14 protein-coding genes are annotated in these 22029 nt (G+C 54.8%); 8 read left to right on the forward strand and 6 right to left on the reverse strand.

What is annotated here, in order from left to right; all coding sequences use genetic code 11:
* The first annotated feature begins 55 nt into the window (after positions 1–55).
* Positions 56–745 carry a lipoprotein-releasing ABC transporter ATP-binding protein LolD gene (gene lolD / locus JYB85_RS07080; RefSeq protein ID WP_207381622.1) on the forward strand — a complete coding sequence of 230 codons (690 nt, stop codon included), beginning with the start codon at positions 56–58 and terminating at the stop codon, positions 743–745.
* Positions 742–2010 carry a lipoprotein-releasing ABC transporter permease subunit LolE gene (gene lolE / locus JYB85_RS07085; protein WP_407695879.1) on the forward strand — a complete coding sequence of 423 codons (1269 nt, stop codon included), beginning with the start codon at positions 742–744 and terminating at the stop codon, positions 2008–2010. Before lolD ends, lolE begins: the two co-directional genes overlap by 4 nt.
* Before the next feature lie 112 nt (positions 2011–2122).
* Here the strand turns inward: lolE and JYB85_RS07090 are convergent, their stop codons facing one another.
* Positions 2123–2629: a DUF2062 domain-containing protein gene (locus tag JYB85_RS07090; RefSeq protein ID WP_207381623.1), complete on the reverse strand. Its 507-nt coding sequence runs from the start codon at positions 2627–2629 to the stop codon at positions 2123–2125.
* A gap of 29 nt (positions 2630–2658) precedes the next feature.
* Between JYB85_RS07090 and JYB85_RS07095 the strand changes: the two genes are divergently transcribed.
* The 6 genes from JYB85_RS07095 (at position 2659) to JYB85_RS07120 (ending at position 11330) form a co-directional block, all read left to right on the forward strand.
* Positions 2659–4944 carry a DNA internalization-related competence protein ComEC/Rec2 gene (locus JYB85_RS07095; RefSeq protein WP_207381624.1) on the forward strand — a complete coding sequence of 762 codons (2286 nt, stop codon included), beginning with the start codon at positions 2659–2661 and terminating at the stop codon, positions 4942–4944.
* Between the two features lie 33 nt (positions 4945–4977).
* Positions 4978–6780: a lipid A export permease/ATP-binding protein MsbA gene (gene msbA, locus JYB85_RS07100; RefSeq protein WP_207381625.1), complete on the forward strand. Its 1803-nt coding sequence runs from the start codon at positions 4978–4980 to the stop codon at positions 6778–6780.
* A 1-nt stretch (position 6781) separates the two neighbouring features.
* Positions 6782–7786 carry a tetraacyldisaccharide 4'-kinase gene (lpxK, locus tag JYB85_RS07105; protein WP_207381626.1) on the forward strand — a complete coding sequence of 335 codons (1005 nt, stop codon included), beginning with the start codon at positions 6782–6784 and terminating at the stop codon, positions 7784–7786.
* Positions 7776–7955 (forward strand): Trm112 family protein, encoded by a 180-nt coding sequence (locus JYB85_RS07110; protein WP_207381627.1) that lies wholly within the window; start codon positions 7776–7778, stop codon positions 7953–7955. The genes lpxK and JYB85_RS07110 overlap by 11 nt, the downstream gene beginning before the upstream one ends.
* Positions 7956–8182: 227 nt before the next feature.
* Complete coding sequence (locus JYB85_RS07115) at positions 8183–8908, forward strand: phosphotransferase (protein WP_207381628.1); 726 nt, start codon at positions 8183–8185, stop codon at positions 8906–8908.
* 451 nt (positions 8909–9359) lie between these two features.
* Positions 9360–11330: an Ig-like domain-containing protein gene (locus JYB85_RS07120; RefSeq protein ID WP_207381629.1), complete on the forward strand. Its 1971-nt coding sequence runs from the start codon at positions 9360–9362 to the stop codon at positions 11328–11330.
* A 63-nt stretch (positions 11331–11393) separates the two neighbouring features.
* On the opposite strand, the gene JYB85_RS07125 is transcribed toward JYB85_RS07120, so the two are convergent.
* The 5 genes from JYB85_RS07125 to JYB85_RS07145 form a co-directional block, all read right to left on the reverse strand.
* A complete protein-coding gene (locus JYB85_RS07125; RefSeq protein WP_207381630.1) occupies positions 11394–13109 on the reverse strand; it encodes a hypothetical protein in 1716 nt (571 codons plus the stop codon).
* 195 nt (positions 13110–13304) lie between these two features.
* On the reverse strand, positions 13305–14672 hold the full coding sequence (locus JYB85_RS07130; RefSeq protein ID WP_207381631.1) for a sigma-54 interaction domain-containing protein: 1368 nt from the start codon (positions 14670–14672) through the stop codon (positions 13305–13307).
* An 85-nt stretch (positions 14673–14757) separates the two neighbouring features.
* A complete protein-coding gene (locus JYB85_RS07135; protein ID WP_207381632.1) occupies positions 14758–15648 on the reverse strand; it encodes an MBL fold metallo-hydrolase in 891 nt (296 codons plus the stop codon).
* 96 nt (positions 15649–15744) lie between these two features.
* Positions 15745–18792, reverse strand: a complete 3048-nt coding sequence (locus JYB85_RS07140; RefSeq protein ID WP_207381633.1) for an efflux RND transporter permease subunit — start codon at positions 18790–18792, stop codon at positions 15745–15747.
* On the reverse strand, positions 18789–22025 hold the full coding sequence (locus JYB85_RS07145) for an efflux RND transporter permease subunit (protein WP_207381634.1): 3237 nt from the start codon (positions 22023–22025) through the stop codon (positions 18789–18791). The genes JYB85_RS07140 and JYB85_RS07145 overlap by 4 nt, the downstream gene beginning before the upstream one ends.
* Positions 22026–22029: the final 4 nt, after the last annotated feature.

The following is a 22029-nucleotide window of genomic DNA, read 5'->3' on the forward strand; positions in this document are numbered from 1 at the left end:
TGCCGAGGCACCCACCAATTGCCGACATGGGCGTCGGCATGCAAGAGAGAGACAGATGCAGGACATATTGCTCAAGGTCGATAAAGTCAGCAAACATTACCGCGAAGGCAACATAGACACCCGGGTGCTCAGTGAGGTGGATCTTGAGGTCTATCGCGGCGAGCAACTGGCCATTGTCGGCAGTTCGGGCTCGGGCAAGAGTACCTTGCTGCACATCATGGGCACCCTGGATGCGCCCAGCAGTGGCAAGGTGTTACTAGGGGGCGAGGATATCTATGCCGTTGGTGCCGCGAGACAGGCGCAGATCCGCAATCGGGATCTGGGCTTTATTTATCAATTCCATCATTTGCTGCCTGAATTCAGCGCCATCGAAAACGTGGCCATGCCGGCGCGGATAGCGGGCAAGGGCAAGCAGGAAGCGGAGCACAAGGCCGTGGCCTTGCTGGAGCGGGTTGGGCTCGGTCACAGGCTGCAACACGCACCTTCAGAGCTGTCCGGCGGCGAGCGGCAACGGGTGGCCATCGCCCGCGCCCTGGTCAATGACCCCAAGCTGGTGCTGGCCGATGAGCCAACGGGCAACCTGGACGCTCACAGCGGCGACGCCGTTTATCACCTGATCCGTGAGTTGGCGGCTCAATTAGGTACGGCATTTGTGGTCGTGACCCATGACAATGGTCTGGCGGCCAGGATGGACCGGCAGCTCAAGATGCAGGACGGTTGTCTGTGGCAGGCGGTATCGGCATGAGCCAAACCAATAACATGCCCTTGAGCATGGCCTTCTGGCTCGGTTGGCGCTTTTACCGTGCCCGCCAGTCCAACAGTTTCATCAGTTTTATCGCCTTTGCTTCCACAGCAGGTATTGCCCTCGGGGTGGCCGTGCTCATCATAGTGCAGTCGGCCATGAACGGTTTTGAGGGGGAGCTGGAGCGGCGTTTTCTCGATGTGGTGCCCCATGCTGAGCTGACCGGGGTCAATGAACCCATTCAGGACTGGCACGCCATGGCGAGCGACGCCATGAAAATTACCGGGATCCGCGGCGCGGCGCCCTTTATCCGCCTGCAGGGATTGGTGCAAAGGCCGGGCGGCTTTCAGGGTCTTAATCTGGTTGGTATCAGTCCAGAGTTTGAATCCAGGGTCTCCGGCATTGCCAATTATATGGAGGCGGATGTTTGGCAACGTCTTGGTGATAAAGATGACAGCATAGTGCTGGGCAAGGCGCTGGCCGATAAATTGGGATTGGCAACGGGTGATGCCCTGATGCTGTATGTGCCGGATCTGGCAGCCGGTAAAACCGGACGCCTGGGCGCCGCCCGCAGTCACAGGTTTGTACTGGCCGGCACCTTCAAGCTTGGCGGTGAACTAGAGCTGGGTAATGCCTATGTGTCAATGGACCATCTCGCCAAACTGCTGGAATTCGGAGACAGTGTCAGCGGGGTGCGCATCGCCGTCGATGATGTATTTGCCGCCCCAAGGCTCATTCGCGAGCTGGGCTTCAGCCAGCAGCAATATGTCTACATGAGTGACTGGACCCGCACCCAGGGGCACCTGTATCAGGATATCCAATTGGTGCGGACCCTGATGTATCTGGTGTTGGCGCTGGTGATCGCCGTGGCCTGTTTCAACATAGTGTCGACCCTGGTAATGGCGGTGCGTGACAAGACCTCCGAAATTGCCATTTTAATGACCATGGGGATCCGCCGTCAGGCCATAGTGTTGCTGTTCATGGTGCACGGCGCCGTCAGTGGCTTGCTTGGCACAGCTTTGGGTGTGGTGTTGGGGACGACCATTGCCTGGAACCTGCCGCAGCTAGCCGCCGGTCTTGAGTCGCTGTTTGGGGTAAAACTGCTGTCTGCCGATGTGTACTTCATCGACTTTTTGCCATCGGAGTTGATGTGGCAGGATGTGGTCTGGGCCAGTGTGATGGCACTGGTTATGAGCCTGTTGGCAACCCTGTATCCCGCCATCAAGGCCAGCAAAACGGCACCGGCAGCGGCCCTGGCGGGTCGCTGAGTCGGCATTGACCAAGCAGGATTTAACCATACAGGTCTCGACCTGGATTGACTTGGACTGAGACAACTGTCAGCCAATAAAAACGCGCCTTAAGGCGCGTTTTTATTGGCTGTCACTTATAGCGTTTGCGCCATTTAAACAGCACCGAATACTTCCACAGGTTGTGGATCACAAAATAACCCAACAGGGAGCTGATAATTCCAATCACGGCACAACCGAGCAGGAAAGGCGGGCCTATGGTGGCCAGCGATGATTCAAGCCAGTGCCAGCTGAGCTCAAAGGTAAACTGTTGTGGTGTATGGCCAAGCAGTTTGGCACCCAGCAAGTAAGCACCGTAGAACATCACCGGCATGGTCAGCGGGTTGGTGAGCCACACCAGAGCCACGGACACAGGCAGGTTGACGTTGAAGACGATGGCCATTGCCGCGGCCAGTACCATCTGAAATGGGATGGGGACCCAGGCACAAAGCAAGCCGACGGCAAAGGCGCCGGGTGCTGATTTACGGTTCAAATGCCACAGATTGGGCTTGTGCAGCAGGGTGCCGAAAATCTGCAAATGCTTGTGGTCGCGCAGCGACTCGGGTTTGGGCATGAACCTTTGAATAAACTTTTTTGGCATAGGCTGAAATGCTGTCTTAACTTTCTTCTGTGACCAATCCATTTATGCTGGGCTTTTGTGCCCTGGTGTTGTCTGCGCTGCTGTGGCCGCAGTTATTGCCATGGTACCTCATCCCTGTGACAGTTTTGGGTGGGGCATGGCTGCTCAGACAAAAACCTCTTCTCGCCGGCGCCCTGCTCGGGGCAGCCTGGATAAGTCTTTATGTGCAATACGTTATCCAACCGGATCATCATTGGGGCAAGGAGCCCGTCAGTGTCGAGGCCGAAATCATATCACCGGCCAGTGGCAGGAGCGACTGGCAGCATATAGATATTCGAATAGTTAAACCACAATTAATTTTACCTCCGGGAGTGGGAGTTAGCCAAAAGGTGCGCCTTTCCTGGAAAGAAGCGCCTTTGGTGCAAACCGGTGAGCGTTGGCGCTTGTTGCTCAGGTTCAAAGCCATTGATTCCGTGCTCAATCAGGGGGGCTTCAATGGCCAGCGTCAGCTACTTGCCAAACACATAGGGGCGCGGGCGACAGTGCTCAGTGGCGAACGTCTGGCACCATCCACTGCATTTCGAACGGTCCTGGTCAACCGCCTCGACACAGGGTTGGCGCCCCTCAGTCACAGGGATTTGCTGCAAGCCTTGTTGAGCGGAGACAGAAATGCGTTTGCACCGGAGCTGTGGCAAGCGCTGCGGGCCAGTGCCACAGGCCATTTGGTGACCATTTCCGGCCTGCACCTGTCGGTGGTGGCAGCCTGGATTTATGGCTTGGTATTTTTTATGTTGCAGCGGTTTTTCCCCACGCCAACAAGGCGGAATCTGTTGCTGGCAATGGTCTTTGCAGCCCTTGCTGTCATTGGCTATGGCTGGCTTGCCGGCATGGGGCTGGCCACACAGCGGGCACTGTTAATGTTGCTGTTGTTGATGCTGCTGAGCCTGATGAAACGTTTTGCCTCACCTTGGGAGCGGCTGTTGTGGGCCCTGTTCTTTGTGCTGCTGTGGGATCCGCTGGCCATTCTGGGGGCCGGGCTCTGGCTGTCATTTGGTGCCATCGCCATCATCTTGTTGGCGGTGGAGAATGCCGTGGCCTCAGAGCATAGCGGCATAAGGATGCGGCTGAAGCAATTTTTACGTTTGCAGCTGGCCTTGTCCCTGGGGCTGGCGCTGGTGCAGGGCCTGTTGTTTGGTGGGCTTGGCGTTCACGGCGTGTGGATGAACCTGTTGATGGTGCCCTGGTTCTCGCTGGTGGTGATCCCCCTGACCATGGCGGGGCTGTTGGGCGCCTTGATCCTGATGCCTCTGGATTTGTCCATTGATCTGCTGTTTCAGCCCGCCAATGCCGCGCTGTGGCCCTTTGTCTGGTTGCTCGATACAGTCCAGACATTGCCGCTGGCCTGGTGGCCCCTGGCCGATGCGCAGGGGGCTGCGCTGCTGTTTGTGCCCCTGGCCTGGGCGCTGTGGCGACTGAATAGCCACTGGAGTCGGTGGCTGGCCGGGGTCTTTGTGTTGCCCTTGTTGCTGGCGGTCCTGGTTGCTGCGAGGTCCGGTGACAGCTGGCGCGCACATGTGCTGGATGTGGGACAGGGGCTCGCCGTCGTGGTGGAACAACAGCATGGCGCTTTGCTTTACGATACTGGGGCAGCTTTTGGTGCTGACTTCAGCTATGCCGAACGGGTCATAGTGCCCTTTCTGCACAGTCGTGGCATCTCCAGACTGGATTATCTGATTGTCAGTCATGAAGATAATGACCATGCCGGTGGGCTTGAGGTGATTAAGCGCAATGTGGCGGTTGACCGGTTAATCTCCGACGGCCCCTGGCAAGGTGCCGAGCCTTGCAGGCCTGGGACGTTTAAATGGCATGCTCTGTCGTTGTCATTTCTGTGGCCCGCTTCGCAGCCAGCGGGGCGGGTGGGAAACAACGGCTCCTGTGTGCTGCATATAGGTGGGGGCGGTCAGAGCCTGTTGTTACCCGGTGATATTGAAAGGGAAGCCGAACTCGCCATGACGGCTGATTTGCCTGCAGTCAATTTGCTGGTGGCACCTCACCATGGCAGCCGCACTTCATCCGGAAAGGAGTTTATTGCCCGGGTGCAGCCCGAGCAGACGGTATTTGCTGCCGGTGCGGGAAACAGATATGGCTTTCCCAAAGCCGATATAGTTGAGCGTTACCGGGCCGCTGGCAGTGCCATTTATGTCACAGGTGACAGTGGCCAACTCAGCTTTGAGTTTGATGGCAGACAGGTTCGGGTGCGGAGCTATCGCACTGAGCTGGCGCCATTTTGGTATAACCGCCGCTTTGGAGTTGGTGACTCGTCCAATCCGGAGTAGAATGCAGCCTTTGTTATTATTTCAGACTTTTCAATGACAACATCTGCCAAGAATGAAGTATGGGTAGTTTTCCGGCGCCTGCTGGGCTATCTCAAACCGATGAAATCCATCTTTGTGATGTCGGTGATTGGCCTCATTACCTACGGCGCAGTGGACGCCCTGTTTATCGCCTTCATCCAACCCTTTATCGATAATGGTTTCAGTGCTCCCAAGCCCCAGGTGCAGGGGCTTGCATTGGACGGCAACAAAGGCTTCGGATCAGGCTCAGATGTCCTGTTGATGGCGCCATTCGTGGTGGTGGGTATGTTTACCCTGCGCGGCTTGGCCAACTTTGTCTCCACCTATGGCATTTCCTATATGAGCGCCCGTCTTATCATGGACATGCGCCAGCAGGTGTTTAATCACTACCTGACGCTGCCAGTGAGCTACATGGACAAGGAAAATGCCGGCAACCTGATTTCCCGGGTCACCTTTGATACCGAGCAGATCGCCAGGGCCTCCGGCAGTGCGCTGATCTCCATAGTTCGCGACAGCATTACCGTCATAGGTATGCTGGTACTGATGTTTTATTCCTCCTGGAAATTGTCGCTTTGTATCCTGGTGGTGGGGCCATTAATCGGTTGGGTGATTGCCACCGTCAGCCGCCGTTTCCGCAAGGTGTCCAAACAAATTCAGGCCGCCATGGGCGGTGTGACGGCGACGACCGAGCAGATGGTCAAGGGGCATAAAAACGTGCTCGCCTTTGGTGGCCAGGAGACCGAGCGACAAAGGTTTGCCAGGGTTAACGATCAGAACCGCCATCAGAACATGAAGCTGGCGGTGGCCCAGGCCATCAGCCAACCAGTCATCATGATCATTGGCTCCTTTGCGCTGGCGTTTGTGATTTATGCCGCCAGTCTTGACAGTCTCAAGCATGAGTTGACCGCCGGTACCTTCGCGACAGTTTTGGCTGCCATGATGGCCATGCTGCAACCGATTAAAAACCTGACCCGGGTCAATGCCGAATTCCAGCGCGGCATCGCCGCCTGTACCACAGTTTTCGAGCTGCTCGACACTCCTTCGGAAAGCGATAAGGGCCATTATCATTGTGAGCGGGTTAACGGCAAGCTGACCTTTGACAAGGTTAAATTCCGTTATGAAGGTCAGGAACGCCTGGCGCTGGACGACATCAGCTTTGAAGTGAAGCCCGGCCGAACTCTGGCGCTGGTGGGGCGCTCGGGCTCGGGTAAGTCGACTATTGCCAGCCTGGTGAGCCGTTTTTATGCCGGCCTGGAACAGGGCGATATCCTGCTTGATGATGTCAGTATCTACGATTATCAACTGGCGAACCTGCGCAGTCAGGTGGCCTTGGTATCCCAGCAGGTGACCCTGTTCAACGACAGCATCGCCAATAACATCGCCTATGCCTATCCGGGTGAGGTCACCCGCGAGCAAATTGAGCAGGCGGCGACCCTGGCGCACGCCATGGAGTTCATCAAAGACTTGCCTGAAGGCCTGGATACCCAGGTGGGCGAAAACGGTGTGCTGCTCTCCGGTGGCCAACGTCAGCGTATTGCCATTGCCCGTGCCATTTTGCGTAACGCGCCGGTGCTGATCCTCGACGAGGCGACCTCGGCGCTGGATACCGAATCCGAGAAGGCCATTCAACAGGGCCTGGACAACCTGCGCCACAATCGCACCTCGGTGGTAATAGCCCACAGACTGTCGACCATAGAAAGCGCCGATGAAATATTGGTGGTGGATCAGGGCAGGGTGGTCGAGCGCGGCAGTCATGCCGAGCTGCTGGCCAAAGATGGCATGTACGCCAAGTTGTACCAAATGCAGTTCAGTGGCTGATATGCAGCAGTGGATCCACGCTATCTGGTATGAGAACAAGCCCGGTAAGTGGTTGCTGGCGCCCTTGTCGCTGTTGTTTTGGCTGGTGAGCGCCATTAGGCGCCTGCTGTTCCGGTTGGGTGTCAAACAAACCATCATCTTACCTGTGCCCGTCATTGTGGTTGGCAACATTACCGCCGGTGGCAGCGGCAAAACCCCAACGGTTATCCATCTTATTGAGTTGTTGCGCCGTGAGGGCTTTACCCCCGGGGTGATCAGCCGAGGTTATGGCGCTGATATCAAGGGTGTTCGTGCTGTGCTGTCGGGAGCGTCGGCAAGCGAGGTGGGCGACGAGCCGGCCATGATAGCGGCGCGCACCGGTGTGCCCATGGTGGTTGGCAGCGACAGGGTAGCTGCGGCCAAAGCCCTGCTTAACGGCAGTGGTGTGGATGTCATCATTTGTGATGACGGTTTGCAACACTACCGTCTTGGACGGGATATAGAGCTGGCACTCATTGATGGTCAGCGTCGTCTGGGAAATGGCTGGTTGCTGCCGGCAGGCCCCTTGAGAGAATTGCCGTGGCGTCTGAAACAGGTGGACTTTGTGCTCAATAACGGCGGCAAACCCTCGGCCGGTGAGTGGGCCATGACCCTGGAGCCGGGACCATTGCAAAGCCTGACGGCCGGGCAAGCTGCCCCGGAACCTGGGCAACAGGTCAATGCCTTTGCCGGCATAGGCAATCCACAGCGATTTTTTGATACTTTAGGTGGCCTTGGCTTCATTTTGGACAAGGCTCAGGCCTTTAACGATCATCAGGCCCTGACGATTGCAGATTTGGTTGCATTCGGTGACGGGCTGCCGCTGTTGATGACGGAGAAAGATGCCATCAAGTGCCTTGGCTTTGCCAAAGACAACTGGTGGTATTTGCCGGTCACGGCAAATTTCCCGATTGAATTCGACAGGCAATTAGTGGCTGCGGTGGCCAAGGCCGCCGCCAACAAGAAAGGACAGAGAAATGGCTTTTGATAAAAAACTGTTGGACATAGTGGCCTGCCCCGTGTGCAAGGGCAAACTGGAGTATGATAAGCAGGCGCAGCAATTGATTTGCAAGGCCGATCGTCTGGCCTATCCCATCACGGAAGGGATCCCTGTGCTGCTGGCAAATCGCGCTGTCCCCTGGCAGCCAGAGAACTGATGCTCAACGCCTTCATACGCCCTCCATTGAGGGCGTTGTTGTTTTTCCGTTGGCAGTTGTCTTTAAAATTCTTTCTGGAGGATTTAATAAAGCTGGATATCTGTAAATTTGTGGTTAATACAGATTGTCATCTTGGTAAAAGTCAGTGAATAACACTTAATTCTTATTGAGTTTCCACTCAAGCGTCACAATAATTTGCACTTTCAGCTGGGGAAAGGAGTCCAGAGGTGGAAGACGCAGAATTTTCTCAACTCGTATCCAATGTACTGCAACATCATCGTGGCAATCGCATCACGCCATTTGAATACCACGGGAAAAAATATTGGCTTAAGCAGGCGGAAAAGCTTGAAGGAGCCATGCGTATTCTGAAGTCAGATCCCAAACAGGCGTTGCAGCGGGAAATCGCTGCCCTCAGGTTACTTGGGGATAAGCAGGCGCCGGTGCCCCGTTTGGTTGATGCCGGCAATGACTATCTGGTGGTGGAAGATGCAGGGATCACGCTAAACCGTTGGCTGACAGTGGAAGAGCAGCCATCGCTACAGTCTATTTTGAATGATGCCGCCGGCGCGTTGGCTGGATTGCATAAGCTGCAATTGGCCCATGGGCGGCCGGCACTGCGGGACATAGGCTGGCAACAGGGGAAGGTCACCTTTATCGATTTCGAAGCCAGTCAGCTGGGTAAAGATTTACTCAGGCAGCAAACCCGGGATCTGCTGATCTTTGTGCACAGTCTGTATCGCTATCTGGGGCCCAGACGCGAGATGATTATCGAAGCCATAGGTCAGTACTGCCGTAATGGTTGCCACCATGTTTGGCTTGCGGCGCAAAAGCGGCTGAAAAAATGGCAATGGTTGCGCCCTTTCCTCAAGCCACTCCGTCATCGCGGTGGCCGTGATCTGCGTCCCGTTTTTTGGGTATTGGATCACTTTACGCACACGCCTGATTGTGCCTGAGCACACTTCTTTTGACACCCCTGAAAATGGGGTGTCAATTTCCAGTCAAGCGACTTTTTATTGACACACTGCAATAAAGTCCTGTTTCTCGAAAAAAAAGCACTTTTCCTTTTTTTGACGCTGCTAACTAACGGAAAATGGTCAAAAAATCGTCTGGTCATACCAGTATAATTTTTAATCATTCTTATTGGTTGTTTTACAAGGAAAAGGGCTGAAACCCGCGAAAATACTGGGTTTGACCCTATATACAAATTAAATCGATTCTTTATAGAATGTTCCTGCCGAACAGATCCACAGAGATTTGGGTAAAGTGAAGAAAAGCGTTTCAATCGGCGGATAGGATTTCCAGAAGCGCAGCTGACTTCCCGTAGTAATCACAAACAAATCCGAGACAGCCCAAACACTTGCTGTTTGAGCACGAGGGACTTGTTTTGCCCAAAAGAGATGTAAGATGAAAAATTCCGCCCTGATGTTGCTTGCCACCCTGTCCCTGAGCCAGTTTGCATACGCTGCTCCTTTGAAACTTGAAGGACAGCTGTTGCTGGATTTTGAAGACTTCAATGAGCACGCCGTGCAGCAATACAAGCTCAAAGGCGCCAATGGCGAAATACACCAACTGGCATTCAGCCAAAAGCCTGACTGGGTCAAGCCCGGTCAAAAGGTAAGGGTGTTTGGCCAAGCCAAGGGCAAACAATTCCAGGTCGAAGAGGAGGGGATCTCCTTACTGCAGTCTACCGAGACTCAGACCCAGTCTACCAGTCTGAATCAGAGCACTGCCGCCGTCAGCGGCATCCACAGCGTGCTGGTGGCCGAGGTTAATTTCGCGGTCAATCCCATAGTACGTTTCACAGTGGCCGACATCGATGCCATGGTGATGCAGGATTCTTCGGCTTTCTTCAGCGAAAACTCCTATGGTGCCATGTCACTTGGTGGTTCAGTGGCAGACACTGTCACCGTGGATGTAGATCTTTCCGTATGTAATACCGACACCTTGGCAGCTGCTGCCGATGCCGAGCTGGCTCGCCGTGGTTACAATCTCGATGGTTTCGACCACCTGATGTACCTGATCCCTACACACCCCAAATGCACCTGGTCCGGCAAGGCCAACGTCAATGGCAAGCGCAGCTGGATCAAGCGTGTCCAACTGTCGACCATAAACCATGAACTGGGCCACAACCTGGGTCTGTATCACGCCAATAAGAAAGACTGTGCCGACTTGACCACCAAGCCCAGCTCACAGTGCACTGTCTATGAATATGGTGATTACCTGGCAGCCATGAGTGGCACCAATACGCCCAAGCACTTTACCTCTTTCAACAAGCAGTTGCTGGGTTGGATGCAGGGTCGTATGGTGACCGTCAGCAGTGACAGCCGTGTTACCCTGTCTGCCGTTGAAACCGATGCCGGCAGCTTCCCTCAGGCCCTGCGTATTGCTAACGGCACAGACGAGAACGGTCAGCCACTTTACTACTATGTTGAATATCGTCAGGCGGTAGGTTTTGACAGTTCACTGGCTACCGAAGCTTCCAGCTTCCTCAACGGAGTCAGGTTGCGTGAAGGTGCCGACAACAACCCTGCCAGTGGCTACCTGCTGGACCCAACCCCCAACAGCACCAGCTACGATTGGGACGACATCAGCCTGGCACCCGGACAAGTGTTTGAGCAACAAGGCGTGCGTTTGGAAGTGGTTTCCTCCAATGCCGACTCTGTGGTACTGGATATCAGCTTCGGTGGCAATACCGCCCAATGTCAGCGTGGCAGCACCCTGATAAGCACAGTCACCTCAGTCTCCAGCCTGCTGGCCGGTGATCAAGCCCAGGCTACCCTGAAGCTGACCAACCAGGACAACAGCCTGTGCCCATCCTCTGTGTATGACCTGGCTTCTCTGGGGGATGCTGTTCTGTACACCAGCCTGAATCAAAGCTATGTGACAGTACAAGCTGGTCAAAGTGTGAACCTGGCGCTGACCCTGACTGCTGATGCCCAGGCAAGCGGTACCCACAGCTGGAAAGTGACAGCACAACGTGCCGAAGAGTCTGCAGCTGTGAGCAAAACCGGTAGCCTGAGTGTTATTGCCCAAAGCAGCAACACAGCACCTGTAGCCTTGGATGACGCCGCCCGGACCTCGGGTACCGCCAGCATCAAGATTGTTGTCCTTGCCAATGACAGTGATGCCGAAGGTGATGCACTGCAGGTTTACAGCACTACTCAAGGTCGTTACGGCAGCGTCAAGGTTAATGCAGACAACAGCCTGACCTATACCCCTGGCAAGCGCTTCAAGGGCAGCGATAGCTTCAGCTATACCATCACAGATGGCGAACTGACTGCTACAGCGACAGTAACCCTGTCACCCGATACCAGTGGCACTACCGATGGTGGCACTACCGGTGGTACCACAGGCGGCAAAGGTCGCAACAAGTAACAATGAAATAAGAAAAGGGCCGGTAATCCGGCCCTTTTTGCATTTAAGATCAGTCGTTAAGGATTACTCTTCGGGTACCACCAGAGGACACAGATCGCACATGGCGGTGTCGGATTCACCCACAGTGGCCAGAGGCCCTGTATCAACTACAGGGGAAGTGGCTGTGGCTGTCGCGGTATTGCTCAGGGTACCGTCTGTGCCGGATGGCATAGCAGTTGGCAGGTAATTACCTGTAGTGACATGACAAACGTCACCACCGAAGTTACCTTCCAGGTCGCCATCGCCGTTGGCACACATCAGATCGCCGTTACAGGTATAACCCGCACTACAATCGGTATCAACCAGACATTGTTTCGCGAAATCGAGCGCGAAATCTTCATCCAGTGCCAGGTCGACACTGTCGGTCAGGTTAACATCCAATGGGGCGTCACCAGTATTACAAACAGTGATGTCGTAGTCCTTACGCACCGCGATCAGACTGCCTTGGTCTTCCAGTGACAGGGCACAGTTCTTGACTATGCTCAGCATTGGGCTCAATGCCAGAGAGTCGCACTCTGCAATATATTGGTCCGCACTGATGCTGGTAGAGCCAAAGCTGACACTGGCATCAACAGTGTTGGTGCCACCATTGACTGTCGACAGGTAGAAACCAGAATAGGTCAGTTCTTCGTCAGGTCCCCAACCGTCGCCGCCATTGGCAAACAGGCTGACGTCTTGGTCGACATCAAATGCTGAACCATTGCTTGGTTGGTCATGAATACTGACTGTTTCATCGGCTGCGATTGAACCTACACCGGTATTCTTCAGGGTGATGGTGTAATCGATGCGGAACATGTTGCCCGCTACCAACTCAGTTGCACCGCAAACTTTGGATGCTGAGATGCTGCACAATGGGAACTCGCCACCGAGGAAGTCTTTCAGCTGGGCTGTTTCGGACCTTGATGAACGGGTTTCTATCATGAAGTTGGTAAAGCAGGGAACTTCGTCAATACCTGCGGCCAAAAAGGCCTCGGTAACGTTGAAGCGTCCTTCAAACAAGGATTCGATTGGATAGGTATCGGCTATTCCGGATTTGTTTTCATAGGGCCACAAACCGTTGGCAACACCCGCCAGTTCATCCTGTTCGTTGGTAATAGCACAGGCTATCCCTTCGTCACCGGCTGTACCGCACTTGGCTCCGGCGGCACCGGAGGCATACAAGAGCTCCAGATTTTCAGATATATCACCACCTGAGTTTACCCAACGCATAACCTGTACGAAGGGTACAGAGTTGGAGCCCTGGGGATACTCCATGATGATGAACACGTCATTTTCCATGTGTTGGCCGGTAAACCTGTTGCCGGCACCTGTGCCTACCTGGTCCTGGAAGAACCAGAAGCCCATGATGGCATCCCCGTTATTGGCATAACGCTCGGCACCGAAGTAGATCACTAAGTCGTCGTGATCACCGTCATTGAGGAAGTAGGCTGCGGCATAACCGTTACGCAAATCGTCTTTATCGGGCACTGAACCATCCCTGTACCACCATTCGGTAACATCCAGGGTATCCTTGGAGCCCCCTTTCCAGAAGATGGTCAAAGGCGGTAAATCGTCCTTCACACCTGTTGTGACACTCGCACTGCTGCCGTTCAAATTGATGTTTTGCCAGTCATCCAGTGCCGTGTTCTGTATGGCATTACCATCGAGTTCTACTGCATCGGGGGGGAATGCCAAAGCCCCGTAACTACAGAGGGTGCAACCACACAACATGGCTGCATTCAGCCAGCTTTTGAGTTTCATATCTTGCTCCTTTGTTGATAATCCCGGTGTGTCTGAGAATGCATGGGACACAGGCGCAACGGGCTAAACCGACGCGTTAATGAAGCAAGACTTAGGCCGTGATTTATAACATTGATAAATAACGGTATATTTTGATTTTTAAGCTAAAAGTGTTGCGATGTTGAAGCAGGTTGTCTTTTAGGGTGACACACTGGATCAATTGTTGAGATGACTTTTTTTCAGCAAGCGATAAAGGGTAGAGCGGGAGATGTTGAGGGCCCGGGCAGCTGCGGAAATGTTATGGCGGTTATCGCTGATGGCTTTGAGTATGACCTCGGTATCAAGCTCTTCCCTCTGACTGGCAAGATCGTTTTGCCAACGGTGTAACATGGCCGGTTCCAAACCCAGATCCCTGGCGCAAATCAAGGGTCCTTCGACCATTACTGCGGCCCGGCGGATACGATTTTGCAGTTCACGGACATTGCCCGGCCAGTTGTAATGGCTGATGGCTTGCACCGCATCGTCACTGAAGGCCAACTGGTCATTGCTATGATTGAATTCATCAAGGAATTGCTCGGCCAATAACATGATGTCTTCAAGATATTCTCTCAGGCTTGGCACATGCAGTCTGAGAACATTGATCCTGTGGTATAAATCTTCCCTGAATCGACCTTCATCGACGGCGGTTTCGAGATCCTGGTGTGAGGCAAACAGCAGTCGGCAATCCAGCTCCACAGGCTTGCAACCGCCGACGCGGAAAATGTGTTTATCATCTAGGAATTGCAACAGGTTGACCTGCAAATCCAACGGCAGATCGGCAATTTCATCCAGAAACAGGGTGCCGCCATTGGCTTGCTCCAAATGGCCAATATAACGGCGTTCGGCACCGGTGAAGGCGCCTTTTTCGTGACCGAACAGGGTTGATTGAATAAGACTGGCGGGAAGGGCGCCACAATTGACCACCACAAAAGGGCCGTGTTGCCTGAGGGAATACCTGTGCAGCCACTTGGCGCACAAGCCTTTGCCTGAACCGGTTTCACCACTGAGCAGTACGGTTTCGTCCGATGGTCCCAGTTTTTCCAATGCATGACGCAGATTTTTAATCAGTGGATGTTCCCCGCGAATGGGGGGCAGAGCATGGGGAACCCGGGTTTTAGCGTTGCTCGCTGAAGCCAGTTCGGACATTCCCAGTCCGTGGCCCAGTGCATCGTTGAATCTTTGCCAGTCCAGCGGCAGGTGAAAATAATCTATGACGTTGACGGTCAGCAACCAGCTGCAACTCTGGCCCAACACCTCATCGCTGACGGCCAGCCAGTGAAGTTGCGGAAAGTATTGTTGGATGTTGACCAGATCTTTGGCGAGGCTGCCGGTATCGTTTTGATGGATCATGGCAACGGCAATTTTAATCCCGTGCCTGTCTATCAGTTTAAGGGCATCGGCGGCATTGGATACTTTCAAACAATGCCAGTGATAACCGGCCAATACTTGGCTGATGTCTGGCAAATCATTATTGGGATCCAGTACCAACAGCTCCCTTTGGTTGGCCCTGGTTCCTTTTGAATCGCTCGGAACACTAAGGTTCATCAGCGCTCAGCTCCGTGGGCTCATTAGACTTTGAGTTTAGTCGTCCCGGGCCCACCTCTCAAGCCGAATGCCGCGATTTCCCCGCTTATTCCGAGTGGCCGGACAAGCCTTGATACAGGGTGTCCACCCAGCGTTCCGCCGGGATAAACTGCCAGCCCCAGGCTTGCCATTTTTGGGGTAAGGGAGTGGCTTTCATCTGTTCAAGACTGTTGCCGCTGGCCAATCCCTGTTGCATCCAAGTAATGCAGTCGTCCAGCATTTGTTTGAATTGCACCAGATCCGCCTTGGTTGCCAAACCACCATGGCCCGGAATGACCTTGGTATCGTCATTGATCATCTCGAGCATCCGGCCAACGTTATCCCTGTAGCCGGTAACCGAACCGCCGCCCTCAAGATCGATAAAGGGGAAGCGGTCTTTGAAAAACAGATCGCCCATGTGCACCACAGACTTGTTCTGCCACAGCACTACAGTGTCGCCATCCGTGTGCCCGGGGCCAAGATGAAGCAACTGCAGCTGTTCACCATTGAAATGCACCGTCAGGCCATTGTCGTAGGTCAGTACCGGTAAGGCTGCGGGCGCTATATCGGCTTGTTGCTCCAGTCGTTTGAGCACATTGTGGTGTGCCATTATGGTGCCGTGCCGGCCAAAATGACCATTGCCACCTGTGTGGTCGCCGTGGAAATGGGTGTTGATCACAAACCTGGGCTGGCCCAGTGTATCGGCGGAGCCTATGGCCTTGAGAGCGACGACTATTTTATCGGCCAGGGGGGCAAACTGATCGTCAATGATCAGCAGGCCATCCTTGCCGGCCACCACACCTATATTGCCGCCGGCACCTTCCAGCAGGTAACTGCTGCTGGTGAGGGGCGTGGTTTTCATGGTGACATTGGCGAATTTATCATCGTCTGCCGCAAAGGCGAAGGTGCTCAGCAGGGCCGAGGTAAGCAGCCCGGCCAGGGGGAAAAGGCGGGTCATGGAAGACTCCTTGTCTGTGAGTGTCTGTGGAATAACTAATACAAGTTACTCACAGACAAGGAAATTGGCAAATTGCGCTTGGGTTTTATACCGTGGTCAGGAAATCCAGGGCAAGAAGCGATTGGCACGCTTATCCGCTTGCCACAGGCCCATGGCAGCTCTGTGACGCAGACGATACAGGGCTTGGTAACACAGCGGCACCAGATACAGACTGGTTACTGTGGAGAAACTCAGTCCGCCGATAATGGCAATGGCCATGGGCGAATAGGGTGGGCCGCCGCCACCAATTTGGGTATCCCCCATGGCCAGGGGAACCAGACCCAGAACCGTGGTGCCAACCGTCATCAATACCGGCCGCAGGCGGGTGATGCAGACGGAGTGAATGGTGGCCGACAAGTCCTCCAGCGCCGGTGTCATCTGATTTATCTGATCCACCAGTACTATGCCGTTGTTGACCACTATCCCCATGAGGATAAGTATGCCAATCATGGCCATCACCGACATGGGGGTGCCTGTGAGCCACAGGGCCCAGAACACCCCTGTGATGGAGAAGAGTATGCTGGTGATGATGGCGCTTGGCAGCAGCAGCGACTCAAACAGGGCCGCCATCACTATGTAAATCATGGCCACGGCCAACAGCATATTGATCGCCATGATGGACTGATCCTCATCCTGGCGCTCGAAGCCACCCCGCAGAGAATAGCCATAGCCCGAGGGGAAGCTCATGTGATCCATCGCCTGCTTGATTTTCTTTTGCGCCTCTTCCGTGGTCAGATCCTCAAGGTTGGCGCCTATGGTCAGAGAGGTTTGACGGTTGTAATGCCGGATGGTGTCAAACCTGGGCACAATTTCAATACTGGCAAGGCTGCTCAAGGTATAGACCCGGTCGCCGTGGCGCAGCACAGGCAGTTGATTGAGCGCATCCAGCGATGCCTGCCAGCTCTTGTCATAGGCCAGTTCGATACGCAGCTCGCCGCTTGGGTCATGGCGGAAACTGCGCAGCATCTGCCCACGCAGCGCCATGGACACGCCCTTGGCCAACTCGGACAAAGGTGTCTGCAGACGGGCTGCCATTTGCGGGTCAATGTGGATCAATACTTCCTGCTGGGCGCCGCTGACTTCAGAGCGCACGTCTTCCATCCCCTTGATGGCGCTGAGCAAAGGAATTGCCTCCTCGCTCAGGCGGATCAGTTCCGAGGTTGAGCGGCCGGTGAGCGTTACCCTGATCCCTTGTTTGTCATCGCCCCAACCAAATTGTGGTTTGGCGATGGAAAACTTGGGGAAGCCTTCGCGGATTTGTTTCTTGAGTTCATCAAGATCAAACTCCACATCCTTTTGCATCAGCAGCACCGAGCTGGCGCGGTCTGGGCTGAAATAGCTGTACACCGAGTCAATATGGAAGGCTTCCTTGTTGTCATACAGGTAAGTTTCCATCTGGGTGACCAGAGCTTCGGTAACTGCCAGGCTGTGGCGGCCTTCAATCTGGTAATTGATAAACAGTCTTTCCTTGCTGGCACCATCTTCCTGATCCTGCTTGACCAAGCTCAGGGGCAGGGCTGTGGAGGCCAGCAGGCCGATGGCGATAACAGTGCTTATTTTGGGATGATGCAGGATCCAACTGAGACTGCGCTCATAGCCCAGTTGCAACCTGTTCTTGTGCTCCACTTCCTCGTGGTGGATATGGATCCGGGTCAGCATCAGGGGGATCAGGGTTTTGGCCACCAACAGTGAGGCCGCCAGTGAGATACAGATAGCAATGGCCACATGTTCAAGGAAAATGGTCAGCTGTACCTTGACGCCAAAAATATTGGGCAAGAAAACGATGGCCGTGGTCAGGGTGCCCGCCAGTACCGCCAGGGCAACCTTGTTGACGCCGCTTAAGATTGCGGTTTCCTTGCTCTCATGGAGTTCGTGCTGCTTTTCCTGCAGAACGCTTTCGGTCACCACCACCGCGTTGTCGATAAGCATACCCACAGCCAGCAGCAGGCCCATCATGGACAGTATGTTCAGGCTGTAGCCGAGAAAATACATGCCGGCGAGCGTCATGCAAATGGAAATCGGCACCGAAGAGACCACGATAAGTGTCATGCCCAGATTGCGCAGGAACAGGTACAAAATGGCGAAGGACAGAAGTGCGCCCAGCAAACCCGCAGTCAACAGGTCCCAGAGTGACGATTTCACCCCAAACGCCTGATCTTCCATAATGAACAGGCGAATACCGCTGAACTGTTTGTCGGCCTTGACCGCATCCACCACCTTCAGCACCCTTTCGGACACTTCCACCAGGTTGGCGCCGGACTCCTTGAACACATCCAACCCCACGGCATAACGTTTGTCCAGGTGACGGCCTTCAACCCGCTCCGGCAGCTGGAAGTTGACCGTGGCTATATCGCCCAGGCGTATGCCCCTGGCGAGAACCAGCTGTTCTATGTCCTGCAGGTTTTTGAATTCACCCTTGGGAGACACCTGGTAGACGGCATTGTTAGCCCTCAGAGTGCCGGCAGAAAGGGTAAAATTTTCCCGGCTCAGGCGCTCGGTCAGCGCCGAGGCACTGATGCCACTGGCGGCAAGGCGATCGGCATCGATGCGAATGCTGATCTGCTTTTGCTCTACCCCATAGAGGGTAACCCTGGAGACACCGTCAAGACGCTCCAGCGGTTGCCGCAACTGCTTATCGAGCAGATCGAAGGCTCCGGACAGTTCCCGTTCACTGGAAATGCGAATGGTCAGCATGGGCATGTCGGCGGTGGAAAACTGCTGGATATAGACCCGCTCCACGTCCTTGGGCAAAAGGTGACGCACGGCATCCACTTTTTCCCTGGCTTCCAGGCTCTTGGTGGCGACGTTCTCACCCCACTTCATGTTGACCTGGATTTCGGCGCCGTCCTGGCTGGAATTGGATCTCAACTCCTCGATACCGCCCATGGTGGCGAGCGATTCTTCCAGCACCCGGGTGATGTCCCGCTCGACTTCCGCCGGGCTGGACCCCTTGTAGGGCACGTTGATGAAGATCTGCGGTATGTCGATGCCGGGAAAAAGCTCCAGCGGCAGCAGGCGACTGGACACCATGCCGAACAGCACTATCGACAGGAAGAACATACAGGTGGTCACCGGGCGACGGATCGCCAATTGGGTGATGTTCATATGTTGGCCTCCATCTCGGGCTCGGCAAATTGCTTGCGGTCAAACAGGGCATAGAGCACGGGGATCACCACAAGAGTCAGCAGGGTGGAGAAACTCAGGCCAAATATTACGGTAATGGCCATGGGGGCCCGTACCTCGGCACCATCACCCAGACCCAGCGCCATGGGCAGCAGGCCCAGGGTGGTGGTCAGTGTAGTCATCATGATGGGGCGCAGACGGGAACTGGCGGCTTCGCTGACTGCAGCCAGCTTCTCCATGCCCTCGGCCCGCAACTGGTTAATCCTGTCAACCAGCACAATGGCGTTGTTCACTACTATACCCGCCAGCATGATGAGGCCGATGAAGACCACCACCGACAGGTGAGTGCCTGTCATAAACAGCCCCAGTACGGCACCGCCGACGGCCATGGGCACGGCAAACAGGATCAGCAGGGGATGCAGTAAGGACTCGAACTGACTTGCCATCACCAGGTAGACCAGGAACACCGCCAGGGTCAGGGCAATTTTCAGCGACTGGAAGGAATGCTCCATCTCTTCGTTCTGACCACCGAAACGGACCTGTACCGAGGCCGGAATCGCCTGACGCTGCAACACGCTTCTGGCTTCGGCCACGGCTTCGCTCAGGTCGCCAAAGGCCAGGTTGGCTGACACCAGGGCTACCCTCTGCTGACTGATGCGGTTGATGGCGGAGGGGCCCAGCTGCAGACTGACATCGGCCACGGCGCTCAGTGGCAATGGCTGGGCATCGTTGGGGTTGATGACCATGTTGGCAATGTCGCGTACCTCATCACGTTCGGACTGGGCACTGCGTACCAAAATATCAATCTTGCGGTCCCTCAGGGTGTACTTACTGGCTATGGTACCGCCCACGCGCTGGGCGATGCGGTTGGCCACTGTCGGGGCATCCATACCCAGGGCTGCCAGTCTGGCGGAGTCGAAACGGATGGACAATTCCGGCTGGCCGTCACGCAAACTGGTGTTGATGTCGGTAAAACGTTGGGATTCACCCAAAGCTTTAACCAGGGTATCTGCGGTTTGCTTCAGTTGACCCAATTCGTAACCGCTGAGTTCTATTTCCAGCGGCGTTTTGAAACTGAACAGTTCGGGGTACTGGATTTTGGCTTCAAGCTCAGGCAATTTTCGTGCCCGTTCGCGCAGCTTGCCTGCCACCAAATTAAACGCCCCGTGATCGGCCAGCACCACTTGCAGGCGGCCCCAGTTTTCGCCGCCACGGGCGGTGTCTGAGGTCATCAGGCCGCCGCTGCCGGCCTGGCTGTAGGCATGTTTGACTTCCGGCATATCTTTGATGGCCAGCGCCAGGTATTGCAATACCTTATCAGTTTCAGACACTTCCGTACCTGGGGGCATCAGGATTTCGACATAAAATTCCCCTTGGTTCATGGGAGGGATGAGTTCCATCCCCAAACGTGGTAACAAGCCGGCGGCAAAGGCTGTGATACCGAGAGCCAGCACCAGGGTCATGACCCTGGCCTTGAGGGCGGCATTAAGTACGGGGTGATATAAACGCTCCATGCCATGGTAAATCAGATTGAACAATTGGCTCAGGGGACGCATCACCAGGCCCAGCAGCCATCCAAACAAACGGGTCAGGGTCAATGACAGCGTCAGCAGCAGCGCAGGCAGGTGACGGAACAGCAGCACAAAGGGGAAGCTGAACACTGTGGCACTGTAGTGCTTGAGTTTTCCCATGCGAGTGGTGGGCTTTTCACGGTCAGCCTTGGCAACCAGTGGTGGCAACGCCTTGAACCCTTCCCTTGAGGCCAGCATGGGGATCGAGGTCAGGGCCACCAGAAGGGATGCCAGCAAGGCAAAGGTGACGGTCAAGGCCTGATCGGCGAACAGGGCACCGGCAATACCATCAACAAATACCAGTGGCACGAATACCGCAAGCGTGGTCAGGGTAGAGGCAAAGATGGCGCCGGCCACCTCGCGGGTTCCCTTTACCGCCGCTTCCAGTCGCTCCAATCCCTGTTTGCGATATCTGTCAATGTTTTCCAGCACCACTATGGCGTTATCCACCAAGAGGCCCACCGCCAGCGCGATACCGCCCAGGGACATGATGTTGAGGCTGATATCAGCAAAATACATCATGTTGAAGGTGGCAATCACCGAGAAGGGGATGGAGATGGAGATGATTAGCGTTGGGATGATGTCCTTGAGAAACAGGTAAATCACCAGCATAGCCAGCACAGAGCCGATAAGGGCCGATGAAGTCACCTCGCTGACGGCGCTTTCAATAAACTCGGACTGATCGTAGATAATCTCAAGATTGGCCAGCGGGCTGTTCTTGTTGATGGCAGCAATTTCCTGCTTCAACCGTTTGGCCACGGCAACCGTGTTGGCATCGCCTTCTTTGTAAACGGCCAGCTCAATGGATTCCTGATTGCCGATGCGGGTGATATCGGAGCGTTCCTTATGGGCATCCTGGATATCGGCCACTTCAAACAGGCGGATAAGCCTTTGGCCATCCTTGTACACCACAACCTGACCCAGCTCATCCAGATTGTTGAATTGATTCAGGGTACGTACCAGGTACTCTTTCTCGCCCTGAACCACTTTCCCCGCGGAGACGTTAAGGTTTTCGGCGGCGATGCGATCGCGAATATCAGAGGCGTTGAGGTTCAGCTGGGTCAGCTTTTCCTGATTCAGCAGAATTTGCACTTCCTGCTCAAGACCACCGGACAGCCGTACGGCGGCCACACCGGAAAGGGCCTCAAGCTGGCGCTTGAGTTCTTCATCGGCGTAGGTTCGCAATTGCTTCAGTTTGGCCTCATCGGCATCGGGCACCGACAGGGCGAGGCGCATAATAGGGTCGAGATTGGGGTTAAAGCGCAGCAGCAAGGGTTTTTGGATATCCAAAGGCAGATTGATGGTATCCAGCTTCTCGCGCACCTCCAGGCTGGCCATGTCCATTTCTGTGCCCCATTCGAATTCGAGGATCACATCGGACAGACCGGAGCGGGAGACAGAGCTTATTTTGCGCAGCCCTTTAACTATACCAACCGCTTCTTCGATGGGCTTGGACACCAGTTGCTCAACTTCAACCGGTGCTGCGCCGTCATACAGGGTACGAATGGTGACCGTTGGGTAGCTGAGATCCGGCAGCAGCTTCACCGCCAGACGGGAGAAGCCCACCATACCGAACAGTATGACTGCCAGCATAAACATCCATACGGTAACCGGCCGTTTTACGGACGTAGAGATAATAGACATAGTG

The sequence above is a fragment of the Shewanella sedimentimangrovi genome (genome assembly GCF_017354965.1).
Taxonomy (GTDB): Bacteria; Pseudomonadota; Gammaproteobacteria; order Enterobacterales; family Shewanellaceae; genus Shewanella; species Shewanella cyperi.